This is a genomic window from Bacillus sp. FSL M7-1020 (genome assembly GCF_038050415.1).
GTDB classification, from domain to species: domain Bacteria; phylum Bacillota; class Bacilli; order Bacillales; family Bacillaceae_G; genus Bacillus_A; species Bacillus_A toyonensis.
The window spans coordinates 495,539-521,161 of the sequence record NZ_JBBOTW010000001.1; the positions used below are offsets into that span (position 1 = coordinate 495,539).

The following is a 25,623-nucleotide window of genomic DNA, read 5'->3' on the forward strand; positions in this document are numbered from 1 at the left end:
TACATTTTAATCGTGTTAATAATTCATTTCGTGAAAATCCTTTGTTGGAAATAAATGATGGAGGGCTCTTATAGAAAGAGAAAAGTGAGTAATTAGCTATATGAGGTATGGGGATGGTAGTAGTGATGGAAATCTTTCATGATACACAAGATTAAGATTAATAGAGTTTCCAATGCTAAATAGGAAGTTAAGAATCAATTTGTTTCAAAAAATAATATTAATAATGGGGAGATGCAATATGAAACGAGGGAAATTTGGAAAGATTCTTATTGGAACGTTAACAGCTGGAATGTTATTGTCTCAAGGAATTCCATATAACGTCTTAGCTGAAGAGGTAAATACATCTACTTTAACTGGAATTGATGATGCAAATGCTATCTTGAAAGGTCTTACAAAGGAACAACGTAATGCCTTAAAAACGTTAGATACAAAACCAGGTTTTGTTATTTCGCCAGGTATCAATACAGCAAGTCCTAATAATGTGAATGTGATTATAGAGTTTAAGCAAGCACCTAGCAAAATTGAGGTATTAAAACAAGCGGCTAAAGGGAAAAAGGTAGCTCTTTCAAATGCGGAACAAAAGGTAGAGGCATCACATAAAGGGTTTAAAGCAGAGCTTGAACAGCTTCAAAAGAATAAAGAGAAAGGGACAAATTTAAAATCTGCAAAAATAACAAGAGAATATAAGAATGCTTTTAATGGTGTAGCGATTTCGTTACCTGCGAACATGATTGAAGACTTAGTTCGTACCGGTATCGTTAAGCGTGTATGGGAAGATCATGAGGTTAAAATTGATTTGCCGAAAGAAACAGCTAAGACTGCTGTTGAACCAAAAATGGCAGATAGTGTACCGCAAATTGGTGTAGACAAGCTGCATGATGAAAAAATAACAGGTAAAGGAATTAAGGTAGGTGTACTGGACACAGGTATTGATTACAATCACCCGGATTTGAAAGATGCATATAAAGGATATCGTGCAAAGCAAGGTGAAGATCCAAGCAAAATAGATCCGAACTCAATAAAAGGATGGGACTTTGTTAATAATGATGCTGATCCAATGGAGACAACGTATAAGGATTGGCAAAATTCTGGAGGATATCCTGAGATTTATGAGGGGAGTGCATATTATACATCCCATGGTACGCATGTAGCTGGGACAATCGCTGCAGACAAAAAGAATAATGTTGATTACGCGGTTACGGGAGTTGCTCCAGATGTAGATTTATATTCATATCGCGTATTAGGTCCATATGGAAGTGGACAAACAAGCGGTATTCTTGCTGCGATTGATAAAGCAGTAAAAGACGATATGGATGTTATCAATTTATCACTAGGTGCGTCTATTAATGATCCTTTATATCCTACTTCTGTGGCAGTAAACAATGCGATGTTAGCTGGTGTTGTTACAGTAGTAGCGGCAGGTAATAGTGGTCCGGAAGAAGGTACCATTGGATCACCTAGTGCAGCGGCACTTCCAATTACAGTTGGAGCCAGTGACGCTGCAATGAAGATCCCAACGTTTTCCGTCGATGCAGGTGATTTACATGTGGATAAGATGATGCTACTTGGAAAAAGCTTTACTGATAAGATTGAAGATTTGAAAGGTCAATCCGTATCAGTTGTATATGCAGGGCTCGGGAAATCAGATGATTTTACAGGAAAAGATGTAAAAGGAAAATTAGCTCTTATCCAACGCGGTGAGATTACATTTGATGAGAAAATTAAGCATGCTAAGGAAGCAGGCGCAAAGGCGGTAATCGTATATAACAATGTAGATGGTGAAATTACAAGTTATCTTGGGGAAAGTACTTCATCTATTCCATCGTTCCGCCTAACAAAAGTAGATGGTGAGAAATTACAAGCAAAAGCTGTACAAGGAGATGTGTCGTTAGCGTTTGGGGAACTAAGTAATATAAAAACAGAGGGAGATCACTTAGCTGATTTCAGCTCCCGTGGTCCTGCAACTAAGACAGATGATATTAAGCCAGATATTGTAGCACCAGGTGTGTCTATTTTCTCAACTGTTCCTGAATATATTAATGATCCAAAAGATGGAGAAAATTATCCGGTAGCGTATGGACGTATGTCAGGTACCTCTATGGCAACTCCTCATACTGCAGGGGTAGCGGCACTCATTTTACAAGAACATCCAAACTATAGTCCATTTGAAGTAAAAGAAGCACTCATGAATACCGCAGTTGACTTAAAAGAAGAGCGTTCTGTATTTGAGGTGGGCTCAGGGCGAATTGATGCATATCGTGCAGTTCATGCAGATACATCTATCGAGGTTGTTGATAAAACATCAAACGTTGTAGGTGATGAAGAAGTAGAAATTGAAGAAAAAACAGGTTCTATTGCATTTGGGTATAAAAATCAAATTGAAAATGGGCCTATTAAAGATAGTCGAAAAGTTTTAATTAAGAACAGCAGTAAAACAGATGGGAAAGAGTTTAAATTAGAGGTGGAATTTTCACCTACAAGTGTAGGTGTGCAAGATGCAGCGAAGAATGGTGTGAAGCTAAACGTACCAGATTCTATTAAAGTAGCTCCTGGTGCATCAGAGGAAATTAGTCCTGAAATTATCATTCCAGAAAACGCTGAGTTTGGTAGATATGAGGGCTATATTCATATTTCAAATAAAAACAATGAAAAAGAAGTATATCAAGTACCATTTGCAGTTAAATTCACAGAAAAAGGGATTGCGTCTGTAGATTTACTGAGAGATACAATGGCAACAGATGCTTCTAAATTCCATCCATTTATGGAAAGACCAAGTTCGCCGTTGACATTTAAATTAAATAGTCCTCTTGAAACCATTGATGCAGTTGTGAAGGACCGAAAGACAGGGAAGGCATTAGGAGTCGTTGGTACACTTAATGCAAGTAGTTTAACACCGAATGTTGAATATATGATGTTTTCTGGTATGGGAGGGTATGTACTTCCATTCACAGGAGATCCAGCTCATCCAATTGCGGATAAACCTGTTATGTTGCCTGATGGAGATTACGAATTGAACTTCGTTGGATATGATAAAGAAGGAAAATCTTATACAAAAGGCGATAGCATTATCATTGATAATGTAATACCTGAAATGAAATTTAAGGATGTACAACCTGGTATACACGAAGTCAATGATTCTATGTTTAAAGAAGAAGACGGCCAGCGTGCATTATGGGTGCATGGTAATATTTATGATTCTACAGTAGATGCATTAAAGGCAAAAGGCTTGCAGTATGATCAAAAAGCGAACCAAATTGTATATTATCAAAACTCAGCCTTTCCATCAGGTTGGCTGAATACAATTCAAGCAAATGGTGATTTTAAATTTGGAGTACTTCCAGAGGAAATAAACGAGCCGTTAAATCTAAAATTATTTGGATATGATCTTGCAACTGCAGGGAATATGGCAACTGGATATAAAGATTACGTCTTTGTAAAGGAAGGGACAGAATACGCTGTTCCAAGTTATGACAAAGATAAAATCAAATTAGGAGAGAAAATTACGTTAACTTTGAATCTTAATAATGTAAAACAGCTTATGTCAGGTACATTTGAAATTCCTTATTACAAGCAGCTATTTAAATTTACAGATGTGAAACCAAATCCAGCACTTACGGAATATGTAAAACAACATGGACTGAACCTTAAATTAGAAGATCCGAAGATAAGTGAAGAAGGAGCTTGGGAAAACAAGGTGAAAGTTGGCGCATCATTGGAAGGAAAAGAATTTAAAGGATTAGATGGAGATACACCATTTTTAGATGTTACATTCGAGATGGCGAACGATGAATACTTTAATGATTTAACTGCATTTGGAGTAGATAAGTTCTCTTATACAAAAGCTGGTGCATCTGAAGGCATTGAGATTCCTGCGTTTAAAGATAAATCTTTTGCTATTGTTTCGAAACATTCAACGGTTACAGGATATATTGGCCCGGAAGCTTTCTTGAATGAAGAGGGGTATTTAGGTAAGAAAGACTATACAAAACTAGGAGCAAAAGTGTACGCAGTTGGCAAGGATGGAAAGAAATATACAGGAACGATTGGTGATAACGGGCAATTTGAAATTCATAGTGTCCCAGTAAGCGATAAAGAATATGATATTTTCGTAGAAATGCCAGGTCATTTAAATAGTAAATTAACAACAAAAATAGGGAAAATGCAGGATGGAGAATTAGTGGGACAAAACTTTAGAGCTGACATGGATGATAACCTTGCAGGTGATGTAAACGGCGATAAAATGGTAGATATTCAAGATGCTAGAATAGCAGCTTTATCGTATGGAAAAGGAAAAGTATCTGTAAAAGATGGAGATATAAATCAAGATGGTGTTGTAGATGAAACAGATATTCGTTTTATTGAGAAAAACTTCTTGAAAAAGGGTCCAGATGCTAAAGAAAATCAGAAACCGAAAGAAAATGTAGGGCCAGTGACGTTAGAGAAAATCTTACGCTCGATTGGTTTAGAGCCAAAAAAATAAGGGGATACACTTCTAAGGGAAACTAAACGATAAAGCAATGAACACAGAAAAAATGGTTTTTGCTAACAACGGACCGGTAATGATTTACTGTAACATTACCGGTTATTTAAAAAATAGCTTTTTGAGTACATGAAGAAAATAGTTTAAAGCTAGTTTGCTTTCGTTATGGGGCAAGGTAGTTGCTTAATTAATATTGTTTGTGGGATGAAAATAAGGTTGTTGTTTGAACTTTAAAATAGGGGGGCTTGTGAAATGAGTATTAAGAAAAAACTTGGTATGGGTGTTGTAACTGCAGCGCTTGGTCTATCTTTAATTGGTGGGGGAACATATGCGTATTTTAGTGATAAAGAAGTATCACAAAACGCGTTTGCAGCGGGTACTTTAGATTTGAGTGTTAATCCTGAAGTTGTTATTAATGTCGACAATATTAAACCGGGTGATGAAATGGAGCGCGGTTTTCAATTAGTTAACAAAGGAACCTTAGCGATAGGAGACGTGAAACTTCTTACAGATTATAGTGTTATTGATGCTAAAGGAGATAATGGAAATGCTGATTTTGGTGATCATATCCGTGTTGATTTCTTATGGAATTTGGATAAAAATGAGGTTCCAATTTGGTCTACTACATTATCTGAGTTAAAGGTAGCTACGCAAAATGGAAGTATTCCTGATCTTGTACAAAAAGGTGTTGTAGACCGGGAAGGAAATGGACTTGCTCCTGGTGATGATGATACTTTCTATGTAATGTTTACATTTGTAGATAATGATGAAGAACAAAATGTATTTCAAGGAGATTCATTGAAATTAAATTGGACCTTCAATTCAATGCAGACAAACGGTGAAGAGAAATAAAGGTAAATGTTATATATAAGAATGAATTGAGAAATAGTATTTTTAATAGTGTAAAGGTTGATTTAGTGAATCAACCTTTTTTGTGTTTAGATTTTTTTATGTGTAGGGGTCGCATTTTTATAGTAGTCATAACAGAGCTTTTCACATTCATAGCAGTACTTCTAACATTTATGTCGAATTAAGAAGATATATAGGAGGGATACATATGGAAATAGCTGTAGAACGAGTTTTTACAAAGGAGATTTTAACAAGAGCTGCAAGTTTGTTTCATGTAACGGTGGAAGAAAAGCCACTTGGAGATTTTGAAAATTACATTTTTAAGGCGAAGGGTGATAGTGATGAAGATTACGTATTACGTTTAACGCATTCTTCCCATCGTTCTAAAAAAGAGGTAGAGGCTGAACTAGATTTTTTACGATATGTTGCGGAGAACGGTGCAAAGGTAGCGGGACCTCTTTACTCAACATCTCAAAATCTTGTAGAAGAAATTGTAGTAGAGGATGGAACTTTCTTTTTTGCTTCCTTATTTACATACGCAAAAGGTGAGCAAGTAAAAGGAGAAGGATCGCCATATTGGGGAAATGCTTACTTTGAAGCGTGGGGAAAAGCGATTGGACAATTGCACCGCCTTACAATGAATTACCCTAAAACTGACTACCGTGATACGTGGGAAGAGGATGAAAGTAGTATTGTTAATGAATTAGAAGATGAGAACGTGAAAGAAATTGCAGCTGTATTAATGGAGGAAATAAATGCTCTTCCAATTGAAAGAGAAACATTCGGCCTTATGCATGGTGATATTCATCCAGGCAATTTTCACTATGATGGAAAAGAGTTAACAATCTTTGATTTTGATGATGCGGCCTATAATTACTTCATTCATGATTTGGCAATGGTTCTTTATTACTCTGTTCTTTTTACACCGTGGACAGTGGAAGAAAAGACGACATTCGCTCGTAAACAGTTACAAGTGTTAAGAAAAGGGTACGAATATGAGCACAGGCTGGCGGATAGTTGGTATGAATCGTTACCTTTATTTTTACGTTTACGTGATATAGGTTTGTATGGCACGCTCCAAAAGAAATTTAAAGGGAAAGATATGCCAGATCATTTCAGAGAATTAGCTGAACAACTCTATGAAAGAATTATAAAAAGAGAAGCGATTGTGAATATATAATACATTCATATTAAAACAAAGTATATAAAATAAATATATACTTTGTTTTTTTATACAAAAATATGTTTATTTTATTAAAATAATATTGTTATAGATTCGGTATGCACGTATAATTTTATGTATATTCTGAATATTCTTTAAAAATGAGGAGGGGGAATGTTGGAAGCAATCGTAAGTTGGATCAATAATATTGTTTGGAGTCCAGCACTTGTTTATTTATGTTTAGGAGCAGGTTTATATTTTTCTATTCGAACGAGGTTTTTACAAGTAAGGCATGTAGGAGAAATGGTGAAGCTTACATTTCAAGGAGAAAAATCGGATGCTGGTGTTTCTTCTTTCCAGGCGTTAGCACTTTCATTATCAGGGCGCGTTGGAACAGGAAATATTGCGGGTGTTGCAACGGCTGTTGCATTTGGTGGTCCAGGAGCTGTCTTTTGGATGTGGGCGGTAGCTTTTCTAGGAGCAGGTTCTGCTTATGTAGAATCAACACTTGCACAAATATATAAGACGAAGCATCAAGGGCAATTCCGTGGTGGTCCGGCTTATTACATTGAAAAAGGGCTAGGAGTTAAATGGTATGCATTAGTATTCGTTGCGGCAACAATTCTTGCAACGGGGATGCTGTTACCGGGTGTTCAGGCAAATAGCATTGCTGTAAGTTTGGAAACAGCTTTCGGTATTAATACTTCTGTATCTGGAGCGGTATTAGTAGCAGCGTTAGCGCTTATTATTTTTGGGGGAGTTAAGCGAATTGTTAACGTAGCACAAGTTGTAGTGCCGTTTATGGCACTTGGTTATATTTTAGTAGCTTGTGTAATTGTAGCTATGAATATTGAAAAGTTACCAGATGCTTTCATGTTAATTTTAAAAAGTGCATTTGCATTAGAAGCAGCTTTTGGTGGGATTATTGGTTTAGCGATCTCTTGGGGAGTAAAACGTGGTATTTATTCCAATGAAGCAGGGCAAGGAACTGGGGCACATGCGGCGGCAGCTGCTGAAGTATCACACCCAGCTAAACAAGGGTTAGTACAAGCATTTTCCGTTTACATTGATACATTATTCGTCTGTTCAGCAACAGCATTTATGATGATTATTACAGGCATGTATAACGTATTTGATGCAAGCGGAAAAAACTTTATCGTCAATAAATTAAACGGTGCACAGCCGGGTCCTGGTTATACACAGGCAGCAGTAGAATCTGTTTTCCCTGGATTTGGAAACGGTTTCGTCGCAATCTCGCTATTATTCTTTGCATTTACAACAATTATGGCGTATTACTACATTGCAGAAACGAATATTGCATACTTAAATCGTGATAAAGACCGTCCTTGGATGTCCATCGTACTAAAGTTTGTATTCTTAGGAGTCGTATTCTATGGTTGTGTAAAAACAGCTGCAACAGCGTGGGCTTTAGGTGACATCGGTGTAGGAATTATGGCATGGGTTAACATTATCGCGATTTTACTACTACAAAAACCAGCATTGATCGCCTTAAAAGACTATGAAAAGCAGAAGAAAGAAGGGAAAGATCCAGTATTTGATCCGCAGGAATTAGGAATTAAAAATGCTGATTTCTGGGAGCATGAATATGGGAAAGATAAAAAAGAAGAAGTATCTTAATAGGATAGGAACGAAGGAGCAAAGGGAACGACCTTTGCTCTTTTTTTATGGACAAAATGAAGCTGAAAGTTATTTTTTTGCCTATTTTTGAATATAAAAAGAATGTACATGCTTTGTTAGAGGAAGGGGGGAGTATGGTGATTGAGTTTCGTAATGTAAATAAATATTATGGTGACTTTCAAGTTTTAAAAGATATTAATCTGCAAGTACAAAAGGGTGAAGTGGTAGTAGTTGTTGGACCTTCAGGGTCAGGGAAAAGTACATTGCTTCGGTGTATAAATCAATTAGAGACAATTACAGATGGAGAATTAATTGTACAAAATACAGAGGTACACAATAAGAAAACGGATATGAATGAATTACGCCGAGATATCGGGATGGTCTTTCAACATTTTTATTTATATCCACATAAAACGGTTCTTCAAAATATTACACTAGCGCCTATTAAAGTAAATAAAGCTTCAAAAGAGGAAGCTGAGAAAACAGCGATGTTTTATTTAGGGAAAGTAGGAATCCCGGAAAAGGCTAGTGTATACCCGCATCAATTATCCGGAGGTCAACAGCAAAGGGTAGCGATTGCTAGGGGACTTGCGATGCAGCCTGAAATTATGCTATTTGATGAGCCTACGTCTGCTCTTGATCCGGAGATGATTGGAGAAGTGCTTGACGTTATGAAAACGTTAGCTAAAGAAGGGATGACGATGGTTGTCGTCACGCATGAGATGGGATTTGCGCGAGAAGTAGCAGATAGGATTTTATTTATGGATGAGGGCCAAATTATTGAGGATACAACACCAGCAGCATTTTTTGCAGACCCAGAACAAGAAAGGGCGCGTCTATTTTTAAGCCGAGTGTTAAATCATTAAAGGAGGAATTTCATGCTTAAAATGAAAAAGTTGTTTACCTTAATCGTATTCTCATGTTTATTCGTACTTGTCGTTGCCGGGTGCGGAAGTAAAAAAGATGAGGCGAAAGAAACGAATACGAAGCAAGGCGGAGCCATAGAGCAAATTAAGAAGCGTGGGAAATTAGTAGTTGGAGTGAAGAATGATACGAATTTATTTGGATTGAAAAACCCTTCAACAGGGCAGGTAGAAGGATTTGATGTTGATGTTGCAAAGGCACTTGCGAAAAAAATTCTCGGAGATGAAAAGAAACTAGAATTAAAAGAAGTAACGTCTAAAACGCGTATTCCACTATTGAAAAATGGTGATATTGATGCAATTATCGCAACAATGACAATTACGGAAGAACGTAAAAAAGAAGTTGATTTCTCAGATGTATATTTTAAAGCAGGGCAATCGTTACTTGTGAAAAAAGGAAGCAATATTAAAGGTATTGATGATATAAAACAAGGTGTGAAAGTATTAGCCGTAAAAGGCTCAACATCTACAAATAACATTCGTCAAAAGTCACCAGAAGCGACTGTATTAGAATTTGAAAATTATAGTGAGGCATTTACGGGGTTAAAAGCAGGGAAAGGTGATGTTTTAACGACAGATAATGCAATTCTTTACGGAATGGCAAAACAAGATTCAAATTATGAAGTTGTAGGGAAAATTTTCACGGATGAGCCGTACGGAATTGCTGTGCAAAAAGGTGCAGATGATTTAACGAAAGAGATTAATAGCTTACTAAAAGATATGAAGGCGAGTGGGGAGTACGACAAACTGTATGAAAAATGGATTGGCCAAAAACAAGAGTAGTAAAGTGAAACTTTAATTAGTGGAGCTTAATCCCAGTGAATAGTAAGAGTGAGGGGATGAGGGATGCTCATCCTCTTCTTGTAAAGAAAGAGGGGAGAATATGTGCCTGATTTTTCTATATTAACGAATAACATTGATATGTATTTAGAAGGCTTTAAGTATACAGTTATGTCTAGTGTAATTGCGTTAATAGGCAGTTTTATTTTAGGAGTAATTTTGGCAGTAATGCGTATTGCACCGATTCGTATTTTAAACTGGATAGGATCAGCTTTTGTGGAGTTTGTAAGAAATATTCCACTCGTATTAATTGCATTTATATTTTATTTCGCTTTACCTGTAATAGGAGTTACTTTAAATGGTTTTGTAGCAGGAACACTTACGCTTACGGTATATACTGCAGCGTTTATTGCCGAGGTTATTCGCGCTGGTATTTTATCAGTCGCGAAAGGTCAAATGGAAGCAGCGCGTTCCTCAGGATTGACTTATACGCGAGCGATGTACCATGTCGTTTTACCTCAAGCGATGAAAATCGTAATCCCTCCTCTAGGAAATCAATTTCTTAATTTAGTAAAAAACTCTTCCATACTCGGAATTATCGCTGGTGCTGATTTAATGTATCAAGGAGATTTAATTTCAACGAAGACGTTTGTTACGTTTGATGTTTATATATTTGTCGGGATGTTTTATTTAATATTAACAATTCCGCTCAGTATGCTAGTGCGTTATTTAGAAAAACGCTTGGCAAAGGAGGCGGTGTAAATGGATTTTAAGGGAGCTATAACAGGGGATCATATCCTCTTTTTGTTAAAAGGATTACTTATAACGTTAGAGGTAGCGCTCGTAGCAATTGTACTTAGCTTTATTATTGGTAGTGTAATAGGAATATTGCGCTATACGAAAATACCTGTCGTTTCACAAATATTAGGAGTTATCGTGGAAGTGATTCGAAATTTACCGCTACTTTTAATTATATTTTTTACGTATTTTGCACTTCCAGAAGCGGGATTGAAGTTAGAAATTATAACAGCTACAATTGTTGCTTTAACAATATTTGAAGCGGCAATGATATCTGAAATTGTTCGAAGCGGTCTATTATCTATCGAAAAAGGGCAGATTGAGGCTGCAAGGTCTTCAGGATTAACGTATGTGCAAGCGCTTTGGCATATTATTTTGCCGCAAGCATTAAGAAGAATGGTCCCCCCGCTTGTTAGTCAGTTTATTTCATTGCTAAAAGATACGTCGCTCGCAGTTGTTATATCATTGCCAGAGCTTATGCATAATGCTCAAATTATTAGCGGGCAAAATGTAAATTATATGATTCCGACTTTTATAGTAGTGGCTTGTATGTATTTTATAGTGAATTATAGTTTATCAATTTTATCGAGAAGATTAGAGCTTCGTTAACTCTTACAATATATGTAAGGGTTTTTTCCTTGTTTCTCCTTATTTTCCTCTAAATAGTATCTAAATCTTGCAATAATTCGATTTTTTATATTATTTTATCAGAAAAGTGTTAATTTTATATAGAAATTGTAATCGCTTTCGTGTATATTTTTATTATCAGAAAATTTTAAAAAGAGATAGGGGTACTTGTAGGGGGAGGATTAAGATGCAGCAACCAACAAATGAGAAATTACATCGTACGATGAAGAGTAGACATTTATTTATGATCGCACTTGGTGGTGTAATCGGAACTGGTTTTTTTCTAGGTTCAGGTTACACTATTAATCAGGCTGGACCAGGGGGGGCCATCCTTTCATATTTAGTGGGCGGATTTATTATGTATTTAACAATGCTTTGTCTTGGAGAACTAACGGTAGCAATGCCAGTTTCAGGGTCTTTCCAAAAGTATGCGACGAAGTTTATTGGACCAGGAACAGGCTTTATGATCGGCTGGCTATATTGGCTTGGCTGGGCAGTAACAGTAGGACTGGAATTAACATCGATCGGTTTAATGATGAAAAGATGGTTTCCAACTGTTGATGTTTGGGTATGGTGTCTTGTATTCGGAGTTATTTTATATGCTTCAAACGCTATCTCAGCGAAAAGTTACGCTGAATTAGAGTTTTGGTTCTCTAGTATTAAAGTAGTTACAATTATTGCATTCGTTCTACTTGGTGGTAGTGCATTACTAGGATTTTTACCATACGACGGAAAAGAAGCGGCACCTCTTTTCTCTAACTTCGTAAGCGATGGCGGGTTATTCCCGAATGGACTAGCTGCCGTATTACTTACAATGATTACGGTTAACTTCTCATTCCAAGGAACAGAGTTAATCGGGATTGCAGCAGGAGAAAGTAAAGATCCAGAAAAAACAATTCCACGCGCAATTCGTAATACAGTATGGCGCATTATGTTATTCTTCATTTTAACAATGACGATTTTAGTAGGATTAATTTCTTGGAAAGAAGCAGGCGTAATTGAAAGTCCATTCGTAGTTGTATTTGATAAAATCGGTATTCCGTATGCAGCTGATATTATGAACTTCGTTATTATTACTGCTTTATTATCTGTAGCGAATTCAGGATTATATGCAGCAACGCGTATATTATGGTCACTTGCAAATGAAGGAATGGCACCAACTTCTTTCAAGAAAGTAAATAAACGTGGTATTCCAATTACAGCGCTAGTCGTAACGATTGCGGTAGCTGGATTATCTCTATTCACAAGTTTCCTTGCAGAAGATACAGTGTACATGTACTTATTATCGATAGCTGGTTTATCGGCTGTTTCAAGTTGGATCATTATTGCGCTATCGCAACTTCGTTTTAGAAGTCAGTATATAAAAGGCGGAGGGAAATTAGAGGACTTAAAGTATAGAACACCACTATACCCGATTGTTCCAATTTTAGCTTTAATTACAAATAGCATCGTTGTTATTAGTTTAGCGTTTATTCCTGAACAAAGAATGGCGTTATATTGTGGTATTCCATTTATCATTTTCTGCTACATATATTATTATATGAGTAAGAAACGGAAGAAACCGATGAAAGTGGAGATGGAAAAAACAAATGAAACTAACAATCAAACACGATGATATAGAAGCAGATTTATCGTACGGTCAATTAGCGATTGGAAAAGAAAATGGGTATTCACCGTTACAATTACTCGTTTCTTCTATCGCAGGATGTAGTGCAATTGTCTTCCGAACAATTTTAGAAAAGAAACGTATTACATACGATACGTTTACAATTGAAACCGAAATTGGTAGAAGTGAAGCTTTATCAAAACCAGTTGAAAGTGTTCATTTGCACTATAAAATCAAAGCACAAAACATTACAGAAGAGCAGTTGGACAAGGCGCTGCAACTTGCAGTGAAAAATTGTACGATTGTTCAATCTGTAAAAGATAGTATAAAGGTTACGGAAACGATTGAATTAATAGGGTGAAACATAAAAACGTGAGACTACGGCTCTCACGTTTTTATGTTTTAGAAAGAGGAGAAATTTAATGGAATGTTTAGGGTGTAAATTAGCAAACAAAGAGGAAAAAATATATAAAGTATATGAAAATGAATATGTAACATGTTTTTTAGATCATGCCCCTTTCTATCCAGGACATATTTTAATTGTGCCAAAGCATCATGTTGTAGAAGTGGACCGAATTAGATGATGTTGTAGCAAAATCGATTATGGATGCTTCTAAGCTTATTGTAAAAGCGATTAAGTCATTATATAAACCAGATGGAGTTACAATTTGTCAAAATGGTGGAATCTTTAATGAGTTAACGCATTACCATATGCATGTCGTACCGAGATATAAAGAGCGCTCGTTTGCCGAGTTTTATACGGTACAACCTGGAGAAAAACAGAATCATAACTTTGAAGAAACAAAGACATTGTTAAAAGAAGCAATAGAGAACATACTGCATCCCGAAAAGGCGTAAGAGTGATATTCTTAAGGGGACAGTCAGGAAAATTCTAATAAACAAAAGCCCGATTTCTCAGTTAAAATAGAGAAATTGGGCTTTTGTTTATTCTATTATTAAATTTTATCTATTAAAGAATGCTGCAGTGTCACAAAGTATATCGCTCATTCGTTATATAGAATGAGAGGAGGAATTATATGAAAGTTACAAACAACGATTATGAAAAGATGGAAGAGCTATATGAGTTGTACGAACAAAAAATTTATTATGTGGCTTATTCTATTTTAAATAATATTCAGCAGGCTGAAGATGCGGTTCAAGAGACGTTTATTACTCTTTATAAGAACTTGGAAAAGCTCCATAGCTTGGCTACTCAAGAGCTTAAACGCTACATTTTGAGGATCGCGAAAAACAAGGCGATTGATAGTTACCGGAAAAATAAACGACATGAAACATTTTTAGAAGAATATGAAAGAGAATCAATAGAAGCAGTAGATGAAAATATTGAAGAGTGGGAAAAACGTAAAATGTCTGAGGTTCAAATTGATACATTGCTAAAAGAGTTAAATGAATCGAACAGACAGGTGTTTAAGTACAAAGTCTTCTATAACTTAACGTATCAAGAAATTTCAAGTGTCATGGGGATAACGGAGGCCAATGTCCGTAAGCAGTTTGAACGCGCTCGAAAACGAGTTCAAAATATGATGGGAGGTATACAACATGACGAATTCAAAGAACTCCAAAGAAATATATGAACTTGCTGAAAAAATTGCTTTAGATGATTTTGATAAACTCGAAGAACAGCATGAATTTTCACATACATATACGCGCAAAAAGAAATTGTTTATGGAGGAAATGCAGCTGAAAGACGGACAACCGCAGAAAAAGCGTAAAAAACATCGTATGTTAATCGCTGCTGCTTGCTTATTGATTGGCATGCCGACAACAGTTTTTGGTGCAGTGAAAGTCTATAATATGATTGTCCAAAAACAAAATTATGAAGTAAATGTTTCAGTAACAAATAAGGATTCGAAAAAGAGTGATAAGTGGTATAAGTTAAAGATTGGTAAATTGCCAGAAAATATGGAAGCAATTGATGATAGTGCTATGAAATATTCATTTAAAGATAACTACGCAATGGGGGGATTTTCATTCGCTCTTCGGAGGGTAGGGGAAAATACAGATTTTCAAACTCTGTATTCGAAAAGTTATGAAGAAAAAGAGATAAATGGTAGGAAAGCAGTAATTGTCCATAAAGAAACAGGAAACAACAATGTAATGTTTGACAGAAAGGTCTTTCTCTTTTTTGAGAAAGAAGGGATTATGTTAGAGAGTTATATTGGATCCGATATAAACGAAGAACAAATGATGGAAGTGTTAGGGAGCATTTCACTTGAGCCTACGTCAAAAGAAAAGGCATCACATATAGTAGAATATGATGAAAGTCGTTTTAGCAAAGCAGATGAACCTAAAAAAACTAAGGTGATTCCTTTGAAAAAAGATAGCAAACGGCTATTTCATATAGGGAAAAAAGTTCCAGTCACGATAACGATGGATGACAGCCAAGTTGAATATGTGATAGAAAAAGTTGAAGTCTTTGATTCAATCAAAGATTTTAAACAAGAGAACTTTAATGAACTTGGCTTAGAAATACTAAGCAAGAATAAGGCTTTAAATCAGATAGGAGAATTGCTACCATACAGACGGGATGAATATAAACTCGGAAATGGTAAAGATTCAATTGATAAACTAGTAGAATCAAAATTAGTTAATCCTAAATTTGTTTACTTAACAACAAAAGTGAGAAATATTGGTAAAAAGTCGACGGAAGAAATTTATATGCACCCATCCATAAAGTTGCTTAAATCTGAAGGTAATGCATGGAACTACGCTGAAAGAGATGGAATTGCGGAAAAAAATATTATGACAGGCGAAGTTGATTATTTAGAACCTCACGGAGAAGGGAAAAGCTTTTACAATATTGGCAGTATCCGACCAGGACAAACGGTAAAAGTTAACTTAGGTTATTTTGTAGATGAGGATAAGCTGGATTCAATTTTCCTTGATGCTTTCCGTTACAGTGGGTTTAGTGGGACGGAGAATATGAATGCGAAAAATCGTTGGTGGTTCGATATTCGTCAATAATAAAACAATAGGAATAACTAGACTAAAAAGTTGCTTATATTTAGCAGCTTTTTAGTCTTCATACATATTTAAAATTTCTTTCGCACGTATACGTAAACCATCTATCAATTCTCTCGGTTCTAAAACTCGTGCATCTTTTCCCAGTCTATAAAATAAAGGCGTAATAAAATGGATTTCACCTTTATCAATTGTTGAATGTATATATCCTGTCCCATCTTCGTTTACTTCAACGAATTCCTCAAGATAAGGAACGCTTTTACATTGGCGTACGCCTTCTGTTGTCAGTAAAACATGTAACTGAGTAGGACTGTGTACTACGTTAGAGTTAGAGGCAAACCACTCTTCTAAATTCATGAATGTATCCTCATTTTCTTCCGTTGATAATATAGAAAGAATACGATCGATGCGATACAGTAATACCTTTTTCCTGTCATAGTCATAGGACGGTAAGTACCATAGCCCATCATGAGCATATACACCGATAGGATGAACATGTTTTGTTTTTATCCCCGATTTAGATTCGTATTGAAAGTGTAAATTTTTATTTTCAATAGCCGCTGTTAACACTTCGTTTAAAAGTGGTGTCTCAATTGTTCTCTTCGGATTCCAAAAGGCGATATAAGAACGTATTTTATCAACTTTCGCTTTCGCCTCATTTTGTAGAGAGCTATATAGTTTATGAGTAACAGAATTGATTTCTGTATTAAAAGGCAAGTCTCTGTAGTAGCTTAAAGATTGAAAGGCAAAAAAGATGGAGACTGCTTCTTCTTCGGTAAATAAAATAGGCGGAATTACTCTATTCGTTAATACTTTATATCCTCCGTTGCGACCCTGTTCAGCGTAAATGGGTAATCCCATATCACCTAAATCTAAAATGTATCTATGGACAGTACGAACAGAAATATTAAATTCATCAGCTATTTCTTGAGCTGTAAATGTTTTTTTCGCAGAAGCAAATATAAGAATATCTAATAAGCGTTTAGCTTTTGACAAATGTATCACCTTTTTTCTTTTTAAACATGACATAAATTGTCGTGTTTTATTGTTAGTATATTGTTTACATCATAATGTTATCAAGATGAGATGTAAGGAGGAAAAAATATGTCACGTGAAATAGTTTTATTTATTGCGGCGAGCTTAGATGGATATATTGCGAAAGAAGATGATGATTTAGAGTGGTTAATGGAAACGGAAGGAGAGGGAGATAACGGTTATACAGAAATGTACGAAACGATTGATACAATAATTATGGGAAAAAGAACGTATGATTATGTAGTAGAGCATATGGAAACATTCCCGTATGTAGATAAAAAATGTTATGTTTTTTCTAACTCAGAAAAAGGTTCAAATGAACACGTGGATTTTGTAAATGAAGAGGTAGTGGAGTTTACGAAAAGGTTGAAAGAGCAAGAAGGGTCTAAAATATGGATGGTCGGTGGAGGGAGTCTACTGAGAGAATTCTTTAAGAATAATCTAATTGATGAATATGTTGTCACGATTACCCCTCACATATTAGGTTCTGGAGTTCCGTTATTTCAAGCGAAGAATCCGGAAATTAATTTAACTTTAACGGATACGAAACGTTTTGGGCAATTTGTAAATTTATATTATAAAGTAAAGTGATAAAAAAACACGACTATTGATGGTAGTCGTGTTTCTTTATAGATGGTAATGAAATTATAAAGCAAGACCCGTAATCGACTTCGCTCGTTACAATAATATTTCCGCCGTGTAGTTCTACAATTTCTTTTACGATAGATAGCCCTAAACCAGTTCCGCCTGTAGATCGTGTTCTTGCTTTATCGACACGGTAAAAGCGGTCAAAAATGTGAGGGAGGTCTTCAGGTGGAATACCTTCGCCTTCATCTTCAATTGTAATGGAGATACGTTTATGTTCTTCTGTAATAGAAATGTTTATATGAGAATGTTCTTTTGAATGTCTATAAGCGTTATTTAAAATGTTTACTATAACTTGTTCAAATCGCTGTTCATCTAAGTTTACTAGCAGTGTAGGAGGACAAGAGAAAGAAACCTTAATATATCTTTCTTTATACATGGCGTTTACTTTTTCAGCTATGCGAGTAAGGAAGGTGTGTAAATGCACTTCCTTTACTTGAATAGAAAAGTTATGTTGTTCCATTTGTGCGAGTGAAAATAAATCTTGAACTAAGTTTGTAATGTAATCAGACTCATCTTTTATAATTGATAAATATCGCAAACGTTGTTCAGAAGGGGTGCTTTCTTTTAAAGCAATGTCAGCATAACCTTTTACGTATGTTAACGGTGTTCGTAATTCGTGAGCAACATTTGCTAGAAATTCACTTCGCTCTGTTTTCATATAATGTAAATCATTTGCGAGCGTTTGAATAGATGATGCTAGTTCACCAATTTCATCATTTCGAGTAGTCGTTAATGAAACGGACAAATCGCCTTTACTCATTTTTTCAGTTGCATGTTTCATGTGTAACAATGGTTTTGTTAATAAACGTGATAATAGGAAAATTGTGATGACTGTGAGTAGAAACGTGATGGCACCAGCAATAATGAATTGTTTCGTTAATCCATTAACTAACTTTTCAATTGATTCTGTTCCAAGAAACATGTATACATAGCCTTCATGTTTTCCATCTACTACAATGGGGCTAACTGTACATATATAATTAGATGTTTTCCAATGATTTTCTATAATCTCTCCATTATGGTCTGTTCGAGTTTGCATTTTACTAATATGATCGTTTATAGTCGTGTTTATTTCGTTAGATTTAGCTAGTATTTCTTTATTTGCATTTGTAATAACGACAGTTGTTTCAGCTTCAGATTCCATTAATGCTACGTGAGAGATGGTTTGCTCATCGTAATATTTTTCAAGTACATCTCGATGACTATTTCCTCGCTTTAATAAAGCTGTCATTTCTTCATTTACTCTAGTGTTTACAAGACTATAATAGAGCAAAATAAAGAGAACACTTTCAATTAAAAGTGTAACAATTAAAAAATAAAATCCGAATTGAATTGAAATTCGTTTCATCGTTTTGCCCCTTACTGTTCAGTATCAATCCATCGATAACCTACTCCATACACGGTTTTTAAATGATGATCAATAGGGAAATTTGCTTTTCGCAATTTATCACGTAAATTACGAATATGTGAATCGACTGTGCGATCTTCTGTATTTGTGTTTAACCCCCAAATTCGTTCGATGAGCTGATCACGGTTTAATACGTAGTTCACATGGCGTAAAAATAATCCGAGTAAAGAAAATTCAATTGGTGTGAGAAGGAGTTCTTCATTATGGACAGAAATGAAGTGTTTTGTTTCATCCCATACAATACCGTGATATTGGATTTGTTTATGTTCATTTGTACGTCTTAAAACGGCTTCAATTCTTGCGAAAAGTTCTTCTTCATGGAAAGGTTTCGTTACGTAATCATCGGCTCCAATTTTTAATCCTTGAACGACAGCTACTGTTTGATCACGAGCTGTAACCATAATAATAGGAATGTTACTAAATGAGCGGATTTTTTTGCACGTTTCCCATCCGTCCATCTTTGGCATCATAATATCGAGTAAAACAAATTTAAAGTTTCGATTTTCTATATGTAAAATAGCTTCTTCTCCTGAAGTCGCACATACGCAGTTATATCCAATTGGTGTAAGATAAAGCGTTAATAATTCAAGCATTCTCGGTTCATCGTCTACGAGCAGTATATCAATCATAGAGAGCCCTCCATATTTATAATCGTTACTTAAAGTGTAATGCAAAATCATGAAGAAATGGTGCAGATTATCATGCATCTGCATAATTTCTTCAGAATTGCTTGTTATTGTAAAGGTGAAATTCTAATTTAGGTAATCATATTGGCTCGAAAACGATTGATACGGAGGCGGTATAGTGAAAAAAGTGACCCGAGTTTTTGGGATAACAATAATTACAGCGGTTGGTCTTGCAGCATGTGGGCAAACGAATGATATGGAACATAAAAATCATGAATCTACAAAAGAGAAGAAAACAGAGCAAAAAGAGATGAAAATGAATCAAGAGGTAACTGCGCCGAAAGAAATGAATAAAGGGGCATCTAATGATTTATTAACAACAAGTTTAAAAAATATAACGAGATTAAATACAAATGATCCATTGCAAATGGCAGTACTAACTTCGCAAACGATATGGCCAGCAACGCATAAAGAGAATCAGCCAGGCGCTATTATTTTAGTACCAGTAAATGAGTGGCAATTAGGTATTGCGAGTGCGGATCTTATTCACCATCCGAATAATGGGCCGATTTTATTTATAGAAAAAGAAAAGGTACCTGAAATGACGTTAAAAGAAATAAAACGATTAAATCCGCTCGGAACGAAAGATGGAACACAAATTATGGTGATGGGGGATGTAGGTGCATCTATCCTTGAGCAATTAAAAGAATATAAAGTAAAGCAAATAAAAGAAACGGATCCAGCTATATTTGCTAAAGATGTTGATAAAGAATATGCCGATATAACAGGAAGCTATCCAAATAGCGTTATTGTCGGTTCGTCTGAAGAAGAAGGACGTTTGTATACAACACCAGCTGTAAACTGGATTTCTCATATGCCAGAGCCACTACTCTATACAGAAAAGAATAAAGTGCCAGAAGCGACAATTGAGGCGTTAAAGATGAGAAAAGATAAAGTGAATATATATGTGTTAGGACCAGAGAAAATCGTTTCAAAAGAAGTAGAACGAGAGTTAAGTAAATATGGGAAAGTAACGCGTATTAGTGGAGAGACACCAGTAGAAAATTCTATCGCATTTGCGAAGTTTAAAGATGAAAAAACAAAATTCGGCTGGGGATTCACAAAACCAGGTCACGGTTTGTCATTTGTTTCAAGCGAAACACCAGACTTAGCAATTGCAGGAGCACCTTTTTCACATATGGGTAAACACGCACCTGTTGTCTTGCTGGGGGAAGGTAAAGCTTCACAACCAGTTTATGACTTCCTTGCTAGTATTCAGCCGAAGTTTAAAGATGACCCAACACTGGGACCATATAACCATGGCTTCCTTTTAGGTAGTACGAGTAATATTTCATTTGAAACACAAGGAATATTAGATGAGAGATTAGAGATTATCCAAGAGAGTGGTCAAGGTCACGGTGGACATTAATGAAACGAGAAAAGACGCTATGAAGATAGCGTCTTTTTTTAGGAAACTTTTACATAGCATAATATCCTTTACTCGTTATATAATAGCCTTCGTGCAGTCGGCTAGATTTTCTTATGGAGAAAATCAAATTATAAAGGAGTAGAGGAGTGGTATTTTGTTTCAAACGATAAAAAATGACTGGTTTTCTAATGTGAGAGGGGACGTGTTATCAGGAATTGTCGTTGCTTTAGCATTAATCCCTGAAGCGATAGCCTTCTCTGTTATTGCAGGCGTGGATCCGACAGTTGGACTATACGCCGCCTTTTGTATTGCAGTTACCATTTCATTTGTTGGCGGAAGAACTGGAATGATTTCAGCTGCAACAGGTGCAATGGCATTATTAATGGTAACGCTCGTTAAAGATCATGGTTTGCAATATTTATTTGCTACAACAATATTAACAGGTATTGTCCAAATTATTTTTGGCGTGTTCAAACTGAGCTCATTTATGAAGTTTGTTCCGAAATCTGTTATGAGTGGTTTTTTAAATTCACTTGGAATTTTAGTTTTTACAGCGCAATTGCCACATTTTAAAAATGCAACTTGGCAAATGTATGCACTCGTTGTATTAGGACTTGCAATTATATATTTATTTCCACGTATTACAACGGCTGTGCCGTCTACGCTTATTTCAATTATTATTGTGACGAGTATTGCACTTATGAGCGGATTACAGTTGAAAACAGTAGGAGATATGGGAAGCCTGCCGAAAGAATTACCGTTCTTTAGTATTCCTGACGTGCCTTTTACACTTGAGACATTAGGGATTATTTTACCTTATGCAGTTATGCTTGCAATTATCGGTTTACTAGAATCATTATTAACAGCTTCAGTTTTAGATGATATGACGCATACGGAAAGTAATAAACATAAAGAGGCACGTGGACAAGGGATTGCGAACATTGTTGCTGGATTTTTCGGAGGAATGGCAGGATGTGCAATGATTGGCCAATCTGTTATTAACATTAAGTCAGGTGGACGAGGGCGTTTATCAACATTTGTAGCGGGCGGATTTTTAATCGTATTACTATTTGTTTTAGGTGATTATGTTGTTCATATTCCGATGGCAGCTTTAGTTGCAGTTATGATTATGGTTTCAATTGGAACATTTGATTGGAACTCTGTAGCGACGATTCATAAAGTGCCAAAAGGAAATGCGTTCGTCATGATCGTAACGGTTGTCGTTGTTCTTATCACCCACAATCTAGGATTAGGCGTGATCATCGGGACAGTAATTAGTGCTGTTTTATTTGCATTCAACATGGCAAAGATTCACGTGAAACATTTATATATTGAAAATAAGAAAATATACGAAATTCATGGCCAACTATTCTTCGCATCTACGGCAGATTTTATAAATGCTTTTTCATTTGATGAAGATGTAAAAGAAATTGAAATGAACTTTACTCATGCACACGTATGGGATGATTCAGCAGTGGCCGCAATTGATAAAGTTATCATGAAGTATGAACAAAGTGGTGTGAAAGTAAGTATAACGGGATTAAATGAACGTAGCTCAAAACTTGTTGCAAATTTAGCAACTTATAATAAAAGAATTGCTAGTTAAAAGCCTCCTTTTTAGGGGGCTTTATTATATAATACGAGTAGGATAACGAAAAGGGGATTCAGCATATGTACAAACAAATTATATTAGCATGTGATGGTTCTGAACATGCACTTCGGGCAGCGGAGCATGCAATACATATTGCGAAATGTAGTGAAGAAGCAAATGTTGAAATTGTATATGTCGTAGATAATAGAACAGCAAAATCAGATATTATACACGGACAAACAGATTTTGAAACAATATCAGCTAGTCGGAAAGATAAATTAAAAGAGATTGAAGGATTATTAAAGGAAGAGAAGATTTCTTATAAATTTACGATTCTGCATGGTGATCCTGGTGATACGCTCGTTCAATATGTAAATACAGGGGATATAGATCTTGTTATTGCTGGGAGCAGAGGATTAAATACATTACAAGAAATGATGCTTGGTAGCGTAAGTCATAAAATAGCAAAACGAGTGAAATGTCCAGTAATGATTATAAAATAAAATGAAATAGCACGTAACTAAGACTTTGGGGTACCCGAGGTCTTTTTTTATGTATAAATGACATCCTTTTGTGGAAATACTAGATATATAAGTTGAAAAGATGTTAACTTACAAATTTGTAAGTTTTTTGTTAGGAAAATCGATGTTATGAAAATTTTCCCATTGGTAAAATAAAAGTATCAAAGGGGAGATAGGGAGGATGGAAGGTATGAAATCATTTCAAAATTTATCATATAGTCAAGGGGTAAGCTTAATTTGTTTAGGGGGATTTGCTGCATCTGTTACGTTAGCTGTATTAATAAAGGTATTTCATCAAATTTTTTAATTTTATAGTAGGGAAGGAATTGATTGTTATAGCTAGTAAGAAAAGTGCTGTAAATAAAGAATAGCTCTTAGCATATAGAATAAACGCTAAGAGCTATTTTTATGTTTGTTTACATATTTATATTTTGTTTAAGCTTGTTTTGACTTTGCAGATCCTGTATTTAAAGTAAGGGCAAGGAAGAACATTGCAAGTACGCAAGATACAAGTAATAAAATGAATCCGCCATCCCATCCGAATGCATCTACAATAAAGCCCATAGCTGCGCTAGCAAAAGTAGCTCCGCCTAGGTAACCAAAGAAACCAGTTAGGCCTGCTGCAGTTCCAGCAGCTTTCTTTGGTGCTAAGTCAAGTGCGTGAAGACCAATTAGCATAACAGGTCCGTAAATTAAAAATCCAATGGAAACAAGTGCGATACTATCAATGATTGGGTGACCAGCAGGATTTAGCCAGTAAACAAGAACGGCAATGAATACACCGACCATAAATAAAATACCAGCAGGTGCGCGGCGTCCTTTAAATAGTTTATCACTCATCCATCCGCAAAGAAGTGTACCTGGAATACCAGCCCATTCATATAGAGCGTAAGCTGTACGTGAGCTACTATGAGTAAAGCTTTTTTCCTCTACTAAATAAGTAGGAGCCCAGTCTACAACGCCGTAACGTACGAAATATACGAAAACGTTCGCGATAGCGATGTACCATAAAAATTTATTGTTTAGTACGTATTTAAATAAAATTTCTTTTACCGAAAGTTCGCGTTCGCGATCTTTCACTTTTTCACCTGATGGATATTCGCCAGTATGTTCCTCAATAGAAGGTAATCCACAAGATTGGGGTGTATCTCTCATCGTAATTAATACATAAATACCAACTAAAATTGAAAGAATACCTGGGAAGTAAAATATACTTTTCCAGTCATTTGCAAAGAAGTATAAGCCTAATGTAACGAGAGAAGGCATAAGTGCGCCGCCGACGTTATGAGCGACGTTCCAAATAGACATTTTTGTACCACGTTCACTAATAGAGAACCAGTGAACCATCGTACGACCACAAGGAGGCCATCCCATCCCTTGTACCCATCCATTTAAAAATTGAAGTACAAACATAAGTATAATGCTCGTTGTAATGAAAGAAAATGAGCCGAAAATAATATTAATGATACCTGATAAAAATAGCCCAGCTGCTAAAAAGTAGCGAGGATTACAACGGTCGGATACGATACCCATAAGAAATTTACTTAATCCGTAAGCGATAGATACTGCTGAAAGGATAACCCCAAGTTCCCCTTTACTAAAGCCTTGTTCAATTAAGTATGGCATTGCTAGTGAAAAATTTTTTCGAACAAAGTAGTAACCTGCATAACCGATGAAGATACCTAAAAATACTTGTAAACGTAATTTACGGTATTCGCTATCAATGCGATCAGCTGGTAAGCGTTCTGCATGGGGCGCAGGTTTAAATAATTGTGTGAAAAACATAAAATGAAAATCCTCCCCTAATTAATTGGAAGCGTTTAAGACAGAGAGAATATAAAAAGGCCATGAAATATAAAAAAGTTCCCTTTTTTATGATTCATAGCCGTATACTCCGATTCTCCGTGACTGTCAATATTAACTTCGACGAAAATTATACAACTTTGTGACAAAAATGTAAACGTTTTTATGAATAAAAGGTATTGACGGATTTTGTTCGTGGGATTAATATTTAAATACGTTAAATATTTTATTGTTTAAATAAGAGGTGGATAACATGCCAAATGATATGACTCATATTGATAAGATTCAAGCTCTTACATTCGCTATAGGAAAGAAAATGCAAACAGAGCTATTGGAACAAATGCAAGCATCAGGACTTACACCACCGCAATTTTATATTTTAAAGATTTTAGATCATTACGGAGCTTCAAGAGCGACACAATTGGCGGAGAAAATGTATGTAAAACCGAGCGCCATTACAGTAATGATCGACCGTTTAATTGATCATGAGTTAGTAGAGCGTTATCACGATGATAATGATCGCCGTGTTGTTGTCATTGAGCTAACGAAAAAGGGGAAAAATACAGTAAAAGAGGCGATGGCAGCTCGTAATGAGCATATCGCAAAATACTTTTCACAATTAGAATTACAAGAACGAGAAGATTTGTTGCGCCTCTTTGAAAAGTTAGAAACCATTATTTGCGGGACACAAGAGAAAAAAGAGAATAAATAAGAGGA

The 25,623-nt window shown here is 35.7% G+C and carries 22 protein-coding genes and 1 pseudogene; 19 read left to right on the forward strand and 4 right to left on the reverse strand.

Going from position 1 to position 25,623, the window contains the following annotated elements:
• The first annotated feature begins 238 nt into the window (after positions 1-238).
• The 13 genes and pseudogenes from MHB70_RS02400 (at position 239) to MHB70_RS02460 (ending at position 15,848) form a co-directional block, all read left to right on the forward strand.
• Positions 239-4,480, forward strand: coding sequence for a S8 family serine peptidase (locus MHB70_RS02400; protein WP_000820218.1), 4,242 nt, complete (start codon positions 239-241; stop codon positions 4,478-4,480).
• A 252-nt stretch (positions 4,481-4,732) separates the two neighbouring features.
• Positions 4,733-5,332, forward strand: a complete 600-nt coding sequence (locus MHB70_RS02405; protein ID WP_000023361.1) for a TasA family protein — start codon at positions 4,733-4,735, stop codon at positions 5,330-5,332.
• A 205-nt stretch (positions 5,333-5,537) separates the two neighbouring features.
• On the forward strand, positions 5,538-6,509 hold the full coding sequence (locus MHB70_RS02410; RefSeq protein WP_000401664.1) for a phosphotransferase enzyme family protein: 972 nt from the start codon (positions 5,538-5,540) through the stop codon (positions 6,507-6,509).
• Between the two features lie 159 nt (positions 6,510-6,668).
• Positions 6,669-8,129 carry an alanine/glycine:cation symporter family protein gene (locus MHB70_RS02415; protein ID WP_000387486.1) on the forward strand — a complete coding sequence of 487 codons (1,461 nt, stop codon included), beginning with the start codon at positions 6,669-6,671 and terminating at the stop codon, positions 8,127-8,129.
• A 137-nt stretch (positions 8,130-8,266) separates the two neighbouring features.
• Positions 8,267-8,995: an amino acid ABC transporter ATP-binding protein gene (locus MHB70_RS02420; protein WP_195911805.1), complete on the forward strand. Its 729-nt coding sequence runs from the start codon at positions 8,267-8,269 to the stop codon at positions 8,993-8,995.
• A gap of 12 nt (positions 8,996-9,007) precedes the next feature.
• On the forward strand, positions 9,008-9,835 hold the full coding sequence (glnH, locus tag MHB70_RS02425; protein WP_000916471.1) for a glutamine ABC transporter substrate-binding protein GlnH: 828 nt from the start codon (positions 9,008-9,010) through the stop codon (positions 9,833-9,835).
• 102 nt (positions 9,836-9,937) lie between these two features.
• A complete protein-coding gene (locus MHB70_RS02430; RefSeq protein ID WP_001112673.1) occupies positions 9,938-10,594 on the forward strand; it encodes an amino acid ABC transporter permease in 657 nt (218 codons plus the stop codon).
• Positions 10,595-11,239, forward strand: coding sequence for an amino acid ABC transporter permease (locus MHB70_RS02435; protein WP_000345979.1), 645 nt, complete (start codon positions 10,595-10,597; stop codon positions 11,237-11,239).
• Between the two features lie 205 nt (positions 11,240-11,444).
• Positions 11,445-12,872, forward strand: coding sequence for an amino acid permease (locus tag MHB70_RS02440; RefSeq protein ID WP_001187119.1), 1,428 nt, complete (start codon positions 11,445-11,447; stop codon positions 12,870-12,872).
• A complete protein-coding gene (locus tag MHB70_RS02445; RefSeq protein WP_000778840.1) occupies positions 12,847-13,224 on the forward strand; it encodes an OsmC family protein in 378 nt (125 codons plus the stop codon). Before MHB70_RS02440 ends, MHB70_RS02445 begins: the two co-directional genes overlap by 26 nt.
• Before the next feature lie 61 nt (positions 13,225-13,285).
• Positions 13,286-13,721: pseudogene (locus MHB70_RS02450) on the forward strand (HIT family protein).
• A 179-nt stretch (positions 13,722-13,900) separates the two neighbouring features.
• Positions 13,901-14,458: an RNA polymerase sigma factor gene (locus MHB70_RS02455; protein WP_061530692.1), complete on the forward strand. Its 558-nt coding sequence runs from the start codon at positions 13,901-13,903 to the stop codon at positions 14,456-14,458.
• Entirely contained in the window at positions 14,424-15,848 is a 1,425-nt protein-coding gene (locus MHB70_RS02460) for a DUF4367 domain-containing protein (RefSeq protein ID WP_061530693.1), read from the forward strand. The genes MHB70_RS02455 and MHB70_RS02460 overlap by 35 nt, the downstream gene beginning before the upstream one ends.
• A gap of 51 nt (positions 15,849-15,899) precedes the next feature.
• Here MHB70_RS02460 and MHB70_RS02465 read toward each other — a convergent pair whose 3' ends face one another.
• Complete coding sequence (locus tag MHB70_RS02465) at positions 15,900-16,874, reverse strand: helix-turn-helix transcriptional regulator (protein ID WP_002047189.1); 975 nt, start codon at positions 16,872-16,874, stop codon at positions 15,900-15,902.
• A 75-nt stretch (positions 16,875-16,949) separates the two neighbouring features.
• Here MHB70_RS02465 and MHB70_RS02470 point away from each other — a divergent pair, with 75 nt between their 5' ends.
• A complete protein-coding gene (locus MHB70_RS02470; protein ID WP_000085758.1) occupies positions 16,950-17,471 on the forward strand; it encodes a dihydrofolate reductase family protein in 522 nt (173 codons plus the stop codon).
• 13 nt (positions 17,472-17,484) lie between these two features.
• Here MHB70_RS02470 and MHB70_RS02475 read toward each other — a convergent pair whose 3' ends face one another.
• A complete protein-coding gene (locus MHB70_RS02475; protein WP_061530694.1) occupies positions 17,485-18,876 on the reverse strand; it encodes a sensor histidine kinase in 1,392 nt (463 codons plus the stop codon).
• Positions 18,877-18,887: 11 nt separating this feature from the next.
• The gene (locus MHB70_RS02480) at positions 18,888-19,565 is read right to left on the reverse strand and encodes a response regulator transcription factor (protein ID WP_000565470.1); all 678 of its coding nucleotides are present in this window, start codon (positions 19,563-19,565) and stop codon (positions 18,888-18,890) included.
• A gap of 175 nt (positions 19,566-19,740) precedes the next feature.
• Here MHB70_RS02480 and MHB70_RS02485 point away from each other — a divergent pair, with 175 nt between their 5' ends.
• The 4 genes from MHB70_RS02485 to MHB70_RS02500 all read left to right on the forward strand — a co-directional run bounded on the left by MHB70_RS02485 (position 19,741) and on the right by MHB70_RS02500 (position 23,410).
• On the forward strand, positions 19,741-20,991 hold the full coding sequence (locus MHB70_RS02485; protein ID WP_000758141.1) for a cell wall-binding repeat-containing protein: 1,251 nt from the start codon (positions 19,741-19,743) through the stop codon (positions 20,989-20,991).
• Between the two features lie 154 nt (positions 20,992-21,145).
• On the forward strand, positions 21,146-22,597 hold the full coding sequence (locus tag MHB70_RS02490) for a SulP family inorganic anion transporter (RefSeq protein ID WP_000487910.1): 1,452 nt from the start codon (positions 21,146-21,148) through the stop codon (positions 22,595-22,597).
• 65 nt (positions 22,598-22,662) lie between these two features.
• Entirely contained in the window at positions 22,663-23,085 is a 423-nt protein-coding gene (locus tag MHB70_RS02495; protein WP_000277986.1) for a universal stress protein, read from the forward strand.
• Positions 23,086-23,293: 208 nt separating this feature from the next.
• Complete coding sequence (locus MHB70_RS02500) at positions 23,294-23,410, forward strand: DUF4027 family protein (RefSeq protein ID WP_000834733.1); 117 nt, start codon at positions 23,294-23,296, stop codon at positions 23,408-23,410.
• Between the two features lie 128 nt (positions 23,411-23,538).
• On the opposite strand, the gene glpT is transcribed toward MHB70_RS02500, so the two are convergent.
• Positions 23,539-24,888: a glycerol-3-phosphate transporter gene (gene glpT / locus MHB70_RS02505; RefSeq protein ID WP_000466380.1), complete on the reverse strand. Its 1,350-nt coding sequence runs from the start codon at positions 24,886-24,888 to the stop codon at positions 23,539-23,541.
• Positions 24,889-25,159: 271 nt separating this feature from the next.
• Here glpT and MHB70_RS02510 point away from each other — a divergent pair, with 271 nt between their 5' ends.
• Positions 25,160-25,618: a MarR family winged helix-turn-helix transcriptional regulator gene (locus MHB70_RS02510; protein ID WP_001132370.1), complete on the forward strand. Its 459-nt coding sequence runs from the start codon at positions 25,160-25,162 to the stop codon at positions 25,616-25,618.
• The last annotated feature ends 5 nt before the right edge of the window (positions 25,619-25,623 follow it).

What these genes read in the sequence shown, in the direction of transcription:
- MHB70_RS02400 (WP_000820218.1), top strand. Translation starts at nt 239, where the DNA reads ATGAAACGAGGGAAATTTGGAAAGATTCTTATTGGAACGTTAACAGCT.
- MHB70_RS02405 (WP_000023361.1), top strand. Translation starts at nt 4,733, where the DNA reads ATGAGTATTAAGAAAAAACTTGGTATGGGTGTTGTAACTGCAGCGCTT.
- MHB70_RS02410 (WP_000401664.1), top strand. Translation starts at nt 5,538, where the DNA reads ATGGAAATAGCTGTAGAACGAGTTTTTACAAAGGAGATTTTAACAAGA.
- glnH (WP_000916471.1), top strand. Translation starts at nt 9,008, where the DNA reads ATGCTTAAAATGAAAAAGTTGTTTACCTTAATCGTATTCTCATGTTTA.
- MHB70_RS02435 (WP_000345979.1), top strand. Translation starts at nt 10,595, where the DNA reads ATGGATTTTAAGGGAGCTATAACAGGGGATCATATCCTCTTTTTGTTA.
- MHB70_RS02440 (WP_001187119.1), top strand. Translation starts at nt 11,445, where the DNA reads ATGCAGCAACCAACAAATGAGAAATTACATCGTACGATGAAGAGTAGA.
- MHB70_RS02445 (WP_000778840.1), top strand. Translation starts at nt 12,847, where the DNA reads ATGAAACTAACAATCAAACACGATGATATAGAAGCAGATTTATCGTAC.
- MHB70_RS02455 (WP_061530692.1), top strand. Translation starts at nt 13,901, where the DNA reads ATGAAAGTTACAAACAACGATTATGAAAAGATGGAAGAGCTATATGAG.
- MHB70_RS02460 (WP_061530693.1), top strand. Translation starts at nt 14,424, where the DNA reads ATGACGAATTCAAAGAACTCCAAAGAAATATATGAACTTGCTGAAAAA.
- MHB70_RS02465 (WP_002047189.1), bottom strand. Translation starts at nt 16,874, where the DNA reads ATGTCATGTTTAAAAAGAAAAAAGGTGATACATTTGTCAAAAGCTAAA.
- MHB70_RS02470 (WP_000085758.1), top strand. Translation starts at nt 16,950, where the DNA reads ATGTCACGTGAAATAGTTTTATTTATTGCGGCGAGCTTAGATGGATAT.
- MHB70_RS02475 (WP_061530694.1), bottom strand. Translation starts at nt 18,876, where the DNA reads ATGAAACGAATTTCAATTCAATTCGGATTTTATTTTTTAATTGTTACA.
- MHB70_RS02480 (WP_000565470.1), bottom strand. Translation starts at nt 19,565, where the DNA reads ATGATTGATATACTGCTCGTAGACGATGAACCGAGAATGCTTGAATTA.
- MHB70_RS02495 (WP_000277986.1), top strand. Translation starts at nt 22,663, where the DNA reads ATGTACAAACAAATTATATTAGCATGTGATGGTTCTGAACATGCACTT.
- MHB70_RS02500 (WP_000834733.1), top strand. Translation starts at nt 23,294, where the DNA reads ATGAAATCATTTCAAAATTTATCATATAGTCAAGGGGTAAGCTTAATT.
- glpT (WP_000466380.1), bottom strand. Translation starts at nt 24,888, where the DNA reads ATGTTTTTCACACAATTATTTAAACCTGCGCCCCATGCAGAACGCTTA.
- MHB70_RS02510 (WP_001132370.1), top strand. Translation starts at nt 25,160, where the DNA reads ATGCCAAATGATATGACTCATATTGATAAGATTCAAGCTCTTACATTC.